This window comes from Haliea sp. (genome assembly GCF_040222615.1).
GTDB lineage: Bacteria > Pseudomonadota > Gammaproteobacteria > Pseudomonadales > Halieaceae > Haliea.
The window spans coordinates 1-7,736 of record NZ_JAVKCQ010000001.1 but is presented as its reverse complement, the minus strand read 5'-3'; the positions used below and the strand labels follow the sequence as shown (position 1 = coordinate 7,736).

Sequence of the window (7,736 nt, the reverse complement as noted above, 5' to 3'; positions counted from 1 at the left end):
ACTGAAACCCAGGGCAAAATCCTCCAGGTCCGAGGCCGATGCCATCATCACCGCGTGGGACACGCAGTTGTAGACCAGCGCCACGGGCGTCTCGTCCGCCAGCGTGTCCCGACTGGCGCCCAGCTCCCCGTCGCGCCAGGTCTGGACCGGGCGCGACGGTAGATCGCCATCGGCTGTTGTCGGCGGCAGTTCAGGCTTTTTCGGCTGCATCCCGACTGACCTCCCCGGGTCCGCCCTTTAACAAACGCTGCTGCTCCTGGTGAAACTCACTGTGCGCCTGCTGCCAGGCGGACGGCGCGGTGGTTCTGCGCACCTCGACCGCCGTCACCTTGTACTCGGGGCAATCGGTGGCCCAGTCAGAATTCTCGGTGGTGATGACGTTGGCGCCGCTGACGGGATGGTGGAAAGTCGTGTAGACCACCCCCGGCTGCACCCGCTCACTGAGACTGGCACGCAGGGTAGTCTCGCCGACCCGGCTGCCGATGCTCACCCGGTCGCCCTCGCCGATGCCCCGGTCCCCGGCATCGTGAGGATGGATCTCCAGAATGTCCTCCGCGTGCCAGGTACTGTTGGCGGTACGCCGGGTCTGGGCGCCCACATTGTACTGGGACAGTATCCGCCCCGTGGTCAACAGCAGCGGGAAGCGCCGGGTAACTTTCTCTTCGGTCGGCACATACTCGGTCACCACAAACAGCCCCTTGCCGCGGATGAATTCGTCCACGTGCATTACCGGGGTGCCTTCGCAAGCGGTCTCGTTGCAGGGCCACTGGATGGAACCCTGCTGCTCCAGGCGCGTATAGCTCACCCCCCGGAACGAGGGCGTGAGACTGGCGATCTCGTCCATGATTTCGGCGGGATGCTGATACGACATCGGGTAGCCCAGGGCATTGGACAGCGCCATGGTAGCTTCCCAGTCCGCCTTGCCCGCCAGCGGGGTCATGACCCGGCGCACCCGCGATATGCGGCGCTCGGCGTTGGTAAAGGTGCCGTCCTTCTCCAGGAAGGAGGCGCCCGGCAGGAACACGTGGGCAAACTTGGCGGTTTCATTGAGGAAAATATCCTGCACAATCAGGCAGTCGAGCTTGCGCAGGGCCGCCTCCACATGGCGGGTGTTGGGATCCGACTGGGCAATGTCCTCGCCCTGGCAGTACAGCGCGCGGAAATTCCCCGCCAGTGCCTCGTCAAACATATTGGGGATGCGAAAACCGGGTTCCGGGTCCAGCTCCACCTGCCAGGCACCCTCGAACTGGCTGCGCACGCCGTCATCCCCTATCGGCTGGTAACCGGGAAGCTCGTGGGGAAAGGAGCCCATGTCACAGGATCCCTGGACGTTGTTCTGCCCGCGCAATGGGTTTACGCCCACCCCTTCACGACCGATATTGCCGGTGAGCATTGCCAGGTTGGCAATGCCCATGACCATGGTAGAGCCCTGGCTGTGCTCGGTCACGCCGAGGCCGTAGTAGATAGCGCCGTTGCCGCCGCCGGCGTACAGCCGCGCCGCCGCCCGCAGGGCCTCGGCATCGACGCCGGTGACCGCCGCTACCTGCTCGGGCGCATGGCTGGGCTCGCGGATAAACTGCAGCCACTCCCGGAAGGCCGCCTGGTCGCAACGCTGCTCGATGAAGGCCCGGTCCTCCAGCCCTTCACTGACGATGACGTGGGCCATGGCATTGATGAACGCCACGTTGGTGCCCGGGCGCAGCGGCAGATGGTAATCGGCGCGAATATGGGGTGATTGCACCAGGTCGATACGCCGGGGATCCACCACAATCAGTCGCGCACCACTGCGCAGGCGACGCTTGAGCCGGGAGGCGAATACCGGATGACCGTCGGTGGGATTGGCGCCGATCACCATCACCACATCAGCCTCGTCCACAGAGTCGAAGTTCTGGGTGCCGGCGGACTCACCCAGGGTCATCTTGAGCCCGTAGCCGGTCGGAGAGTGACAGACCCGGGCGCAGGTATCGACGTTGTTGTTGCCGAACGCCGCGCGCACCATCTTCTGCACCAGGTAGGTCTCCTCGTTGGTACAGCGCGAAGAGGTAATCCCGCCAATGCTGTTGCGCCCGTACTGCTGCTGGACCTCGCGCAGGCGCCCGGCGGCAAAGGCCACGGCCTCCTCCCAGGACACCACCTGCCAGGGCTGGTCGATGGCTGCGCGGATCATCGGTGTGGTGACCCGATCCGGGTGGGTGGCGTAGCCGAAGGCGAAGCGCCCCTTGACGCAGGCATGGCCGCGATTGGCACCCCCGTTTTTCCAGGGCAGCATGTTTACCACCTGCTCGCCTTTCATCTCCGCCCTGAATCCGCAACCGACCCCACAGTAGGCGCAGGTGGTCACCACTGAGTGTTCGGGCTGGCCCTGCTCGACAATGCTGTTCTCCATCAGCGTTGCGGTGGGACAGTGCTGGACACAGGCGCCGCAGGACACGCAGTCCGAGGCGATGAACGGCTGCTCCGCACCCGCTGCCACCCGGGAAGCGAATCCGCGGCCGGCGATGGTCAAGGCAAAAGTGCCCTGCACTTCCTCGCAGGCGCGCACACAGCGGGAACAGACGATGCACTTTGCGGGGTCGAAGCTGAAGTAGGGATTGGAATGATCCCTTTCCGCCTGCAGGTGGTTTTCCCCGCCCTCGGGGTAGCGTACCTCGCGCAAGCCTACCGCGCCGGCCATATCCTGCAGTTCACAGTTGCCATTGGCGGCGCAGGTCAGGCAGTCCAGCGGGTGATCGGAGATGTAGAGCTCCATGACGTTGCGCCGCAGGCGCGCCAGTTTGCCGGTCTGGGTTGTGACCGCCATCCCCGTCTCCACCGGCGTGGTGCAGGAGGCCGGGTAACCCTTGCGGCCGGCTATCTCCACCAGACACAGGCGGCAGGAGCCGAACGCCTCCAGGGCGTCGGTAGCACACAGCTTCGGGATGTTGATCCCAGCCAGCGCGGCCGCGCGCAGCACGGAGGTACCCTGCGGAACTGCCACTGGACGGCCGTCTATCGTCAGCTCCACGACTTCCAGGGCGGCGTAGCCGGCGCTGTACTCGGGCAGGGGCGCGGGAGTGGCGTAATCCCTCTCCGGTTCGTAAATGTGCAGCATCAGACTGGCTCCCGGGAACCACAGGGTTCCCTGTCCGCAGTGAAATCTTCAGGGAACTGCCGGAGGGCGCTCAGCACCGGGTAGGGTGTCATCCCGCCCATGGCGCAGAGGGAACCATCGGTCATGGTTTCGCACAGCTCTTCCAGCAGCACCCGGTTTCCCTCTGGATCGGCATCCAGCTGGTCTATCACCTCGACCCCGCGGGTACTGCCGATGCGGCATGGCGTGCACTTGCCGCAGGACTCCACGGCGCAGAACTCCATGGCAAAACGCGCCTGCTGACGCAGGTCCACCGTATCGTCAAAGGCGACGATCCCGCCGTGACCCAACATTGCGCTCATGGCAGCAAAGGCCTCGTAATCCAGGGGCGTATCCCACTGCGACTCCGGCAGGTAGGCGCCCAGCGGACCGCCCACCTGCACCGCCCGCAGCGGCCGGCCGCTGCGGCTGCCGCCACCGAAATCATACAGCAGCTCGCGCAGGGTGGCGCCAAAAGCCAGTTCCACCAGGCCGCCACGGGCGATGTTGCCCGCCAGCTGGAACGGCAGCGTACCCCGGGAGCGACCCATGCCACTGTCCGCGTAGGCCCCGGGCCCGCGATCGAGGATAAACGGCACGGCAGCCAGCGACAGAACATTGTTGACGACCGTCGGCTGACCAAACAATCCTTTTACGGCAGGCAGGGGCGGCTTGACCCGCACCATGCCGCGCTTGCCCTCCAGGCTCTCCAGCAGGGCAGTTTCCTCGCCGCAGATATAGGCCCCGGCCCCAAGCCGGACCTCAAGATCAAAGCGGTAACTCGTGCCGCGAATGCCCTCACCCAGATAGCCCGCCGCGTGGGCGCGCTCGATGGCCTCGTTCATGACTCGCTGCGCCAGGGGATATTCTGAACGCAGGTAAATATAGCCCTGCGTGGCTCCCACGGCGAGCCCCGCGATGATCATGCCCTCGATCAGCATGTAGGGGTCGCTCTCCATCACCAGGCGATCGGCAAAGGTGCCGGAGTCCCCCTCGTCGGCATTGCACACTACGTACTTCAGCGGGGACGGTGTGTCCAGCACCGTGCGCCATTTGATGCCCGTCGGAAAGGCTGCGCCGCCGCGACCGCGCAGGCCCGACTCCGTGACCCAGCGCACGATGTCTTCCCCGGCCATGGTCAGGGCGCGGCTGAGCCCGCGAAAGCCATCGAGTTCGATGTAGTTGTCCAGCGACAGCGGATCGCCCAGTCCCACCCTGGAAAAGGTCAATCGCTGCTGGTTGCGCAGGAAGGGGATATCCTCTGGCCGCCCCTGGAACGACGCATGCCGGGCTGCTCCCGAACACAGGCCCGCTTCGAACAGCCCGCCCACGTCCTCCGCGCGCACTGGACCATAGGCCACCCGGCCGGCAGACGTCTCCACCTCAACCAGCGGCTCCAGCCAGAACAGGCCCCGCGAACCGTTGCGCACCAGCTCCAGGTCGATCTTGCGTGCCAACGCTTCCCGCTCAATGGCCGCCGCTACCGCATCAGCGCCCAGCGCCCGGGCAGTGGTGTCAGAGGGTACAAAGATCCGCGTGGCCATCACTGCACTACCACCACATCGCTGTCCAGCTGGTCCAGCAGCGCATCGAATACTGCCGGGGAAACGCGACCATACACCGCATCTCCTATGCGGACCGAAGGCCCGCAGGCACAGTTGCCCAGACAGTACACGGGCTCCAGGCTGATCCGGGCATCCCGCGTAGTGGCGTGGTAGTCGATACCCAGTCTCTGCTTCGCGTGGCCCTCCAGCTGCCGGGCGCCCACCGCCTGGCAGGCCTCTGCACGACAGATCTGCACGATGGCGTTTCCCGGAGGCCTGGTGCGGAAGTGATGATAAAAACTGAGCACGCCCGCAACCTCAGCCCGACTCTGGTTCAGCGCTTGCGCGATGGGTGCAATGGCGTCACCCGGGATGTAGCCCAGCCCATCCTGGATCGCGTGCAGTATCGGCAACAGCGCGCCGGGCCGGTGCCGGTGGGTGGCAATGGCAGCCTGAATCACCTCGGACTGCCCTGCGGTCGCTTCGGGCATGGAACTACCTCATATTATTGGAGTATCGCGCGGCATCGGAAGGAGTATACAGACCACGGCGGGCTCTGTGCCAAATGGCGGGAGACCTCGGTCACCCACTCCTCTTCGCCACCTCAGGTAGAAAAACACCTGGCGATAGATGGCCGCTGAGGCGGACAGGAGGCCCACGGGGATACCAAAGCGCCCTAGTAGAGCACCACCGAACGGATGCTTTCTCCGGAATGCATCAGGTCGAACGCCTTGTTGATGTCATCAAGAGGCATGGTGTGGGTGATCAGGTCGTCGATATTGATCCGCCCGTCCATATACCAGTCGACAATCTTCGGCACGTCGGTCCGGCCCCGGGCACCGCCGAAGGCCGTACCCCGCCAGGAGCGCCCGGTTACCAGCTGGAAGGGCCGGGTCGATATCTCCTGACCGGCGCCTGCCACGCCCACGATACAACTCTGGCCCCAGCCCTTGTGACAGCACTCCAGCGCCTGGCGCATGACATTCACGTTGCCGATACACTCGAAGCTGTAGTCCACTCCGCCGCCGGTCAACTCAATGATATGCTCCACGACGTTGTCCACGTCCCTGGGGTTGACGAAATCGGTCATGCCGAACTGCCTGGCCAGCGGGACCTTGGCCGGATTGAGGTCCACACCGATAATACGACTCGCCCCGACCATCCGCGCGCCCTGAATGACATTCAGCCCAATGCCACCGAGGCCAAACACGGCCACCGTAGCGCCCGCCTCCACTTTCATGGTGAAAGCGACTGCGCCAATACCCGTTGTCACCCCGCAGCCGATATAACAGATTTTGTCGAAGGGGGCGTCCTTGCGCACCTTGGCCAGGGAAATTTCCGGCAATACCGTGTAGTTGGAAAAGGTGGAGCAGCCCATGTAGTGCAGAATGGGCTTGCCCTCGAGGGAAAAACGGCTGGTTCCATCCGGCATCACGCCCTGCCCCTGGGTGGCCCTGACGGCCTGGCACAGATTGGTCTTGGGGTTGAGGCAGAAATTGCACTCCCGGCATTCGGCGGTATAGAGCGGAATCACATGGTCGCCCCTTTGCAGGCTTTTCACACCCGGGCCCACGTCGACTACCACCCCGGCGCCCTCATGACCGAGAATCGCGGGAAAAGCACCCTCAGGATCGTCGCCCGAGAGGGTGAATGCGTCGGTATGGCAAACCCCTGTTGCCTTGATCTCAACCAGCACCTCACCGTGACGAGGGCCATCCAGATCCACTTCTACTACTTCCAGAGGCTTCCCCGCCTCGAATGCGACCGCTGCCCGGGTCTTCATAGACTCTCTCCACTCACAACATTTCAGGAACCATCAGTATATTTTGTTCTCATATGAAGATTAACCAAGTTAATATGAAATAACTATTTCCACCTGGAAACACTGTTACCGATAGCCGCTATGGCAACGAGAAACGGCAATGCATAAATGGGAAGGTATTGAGGCCTTTGTCGCCGTGGTCCAGCACGGGAGCTTTTCCCGCGCTGCGGATGCGCTGGGTGTGTCGAAATCCCATGTGAGCAAACAGATTGCGTTGCTGGAAACCCGGCTCGGCGCACAGTTACTTGTGCGCACAACGCGGAAATTGTCAGTAACGGAAGTCGGCCAGGCATTCTTCCTCCGCTGCCAGGATGTCCTGACGACCCTGACGGAAGCCGAAGACGCCGTACAGGACTTGCAGGAACGACCCCGCGGGCGCCTGAGACTGACCGTCGCAGGAGCATTCGGGGAGGACTTTATTGCGCCTGCGGCAGCGGCGTTCATGGGCCAGCACCCAGGTATTACCATTGACATCGACTTCAACAATCGCCTGGTCGACCTGATCGCCGAGGGGTATGACATCGCCATCCGCGCGGGAACCCTGCGAGATTCGTCGCTGATAGCGCGGCGCATCTGCAGTCGCCGACTGGTTACCTGTGCTGCCCCAGGCTACCTGAATCGCTACGGCACTCCGCAGGACGTATCCGCGCTGGTGAATCACAACTGTCTTGTCGGCACCCTCAACACCTGGCGATTCAGGGACAAGCTGCGCAATTTCGACCTTGAAGTAAACGGCAACTGGCGTAGCAACAACGGTCGGGCACTGGTCCACGCGGCGAGGTCAGGCCTGGGACTGGTGCAGCTGCCCGATTTCTATGTTCGCGGGGCAGTAGACGAGGGACAACTCCAGCCCGTTCTGGAACAGTTCAAACCCACAGATACCGCAGTGTGGGCGGTGTATCCGCACAACCGGCACCTGTCGGCCAAGGTACGGCTGTTTGTAAATCACCTGGCGGAGGTGTTGCCGGACTAAACCGACGATTCGGGAGTGCTGGCAGGACGACCAGCAACCTCCCGGCCTCGCCATAAACGGCAGACGCCGACTACGCCTTCGGCCTTTTTTGCCGCATCCCCGGGAGTGCTTTAAGATGCGCTCACACTCGAGAGACCCGCAGCGTGCCAGAAGGAAAGAACGCCGATGCACCGATTTATCGTTTATCAATATGGGAAGGTCGGTAGTACCGCTGCTGTCGAAACCCTCAACACGCTTCCCGATGTGGAAGCGCACCAGGTCCATTTTTTTGGTCCGAAGGCCTTCGAG

Annotated in this window: 5 protein-coding genes and 1 pseudogene; 1 reads left to right on the top strand and 5 read right to left on the bottom strand. The window is 63.2% G+C overall.

Annotated elements, in window-relative coordinates; translation table 11 throughout:
- From RJQ10_RS00030 to RJQ10_RS00010, 5 genes and pseudogenes are all read right to left on the bottom strand, one after another.
- A pseudogene (locus RJQ10_RS00030) lies at positions 1 to 210 on the bottom strand (formate dehydrogenase accessory sulfurtransferase FdhD); the annotation flags it as partial.
- Positions 191 to 3,091 (bottom strand): formate dehydrogenase subunit alpha, encoded by a 2,901-nt coding sequence (fdhF, locus tag RJQ10_RS00025; protein WP_350142347.1) that lies wholly within the window; start codon positions 3,089 to 3,091, stop codon positions 191 to 193. The gene fdhF and the pseudogene RJQ10_RS00030, both read right to left, overlap by 20 nt.
- Entirely contained in the window at positions 3,091 to 4,653 is a 1,563-nt protein-coding gene (locus RJQ10_RS00020; protein ID WP_350142346.1) for a formate dehydrogenase beta subunit, read from the bottom strand. The genes fdhF and RJQ10_RS00020 overlap by 1 nt, the downstream gene beginning before the upstream one ends.
- On the bottom strand, positions 4,653 to 5,144 hold the full coding sequence (locus tag RJQ10_RS00015; protein WP_350142344.1) for a formate dehydrogenase subunit gamma: 492 nt from the start codon (positions 5,142 to 5,144) through the stop codon (positions 4,653 to 4,655). Before RJQ10_RS00015 ends, RJQ10_RS00020 begins: the two co-directional genes overlap by 1 nt.
- 185 nt (positions 5,145 to 5,329) lie before the next feature.
- Positions 5,330 to 6,436, bottom strand: a complete 1,107-nt coding sequence (locus RJQ10_RS00010; protein ID WP_350142342.1) for an S-(hydroxymethyl)glutathione dehydrogenase/class III alcohol dehydrogenase — start codon at positions 6,434 to 6,436, stop codon at positions 5,330 to 5,332.
- Positions 6,437 to 6,575: 139 nt separating this feature from the next.
- Here RJQ10_RS00010 and RJQ10_RS00005 point away from each other — a divergent pair, with 139 nt between their 5' ends.
- Complete coding sequence (locus RJQ10_RS00005; protein ID WP_350142340.1) at positions 6,576 to 7,448, top strand: LysR substrate-binding domain-containing protein; 873 nt, start codon at positions 6,576 to 6,578, stop codon at positions 7,446 to 7,448.
- The last annotated feature ends 288 nt before the right edge of the window (positions 7,449 to 7,736 follow it).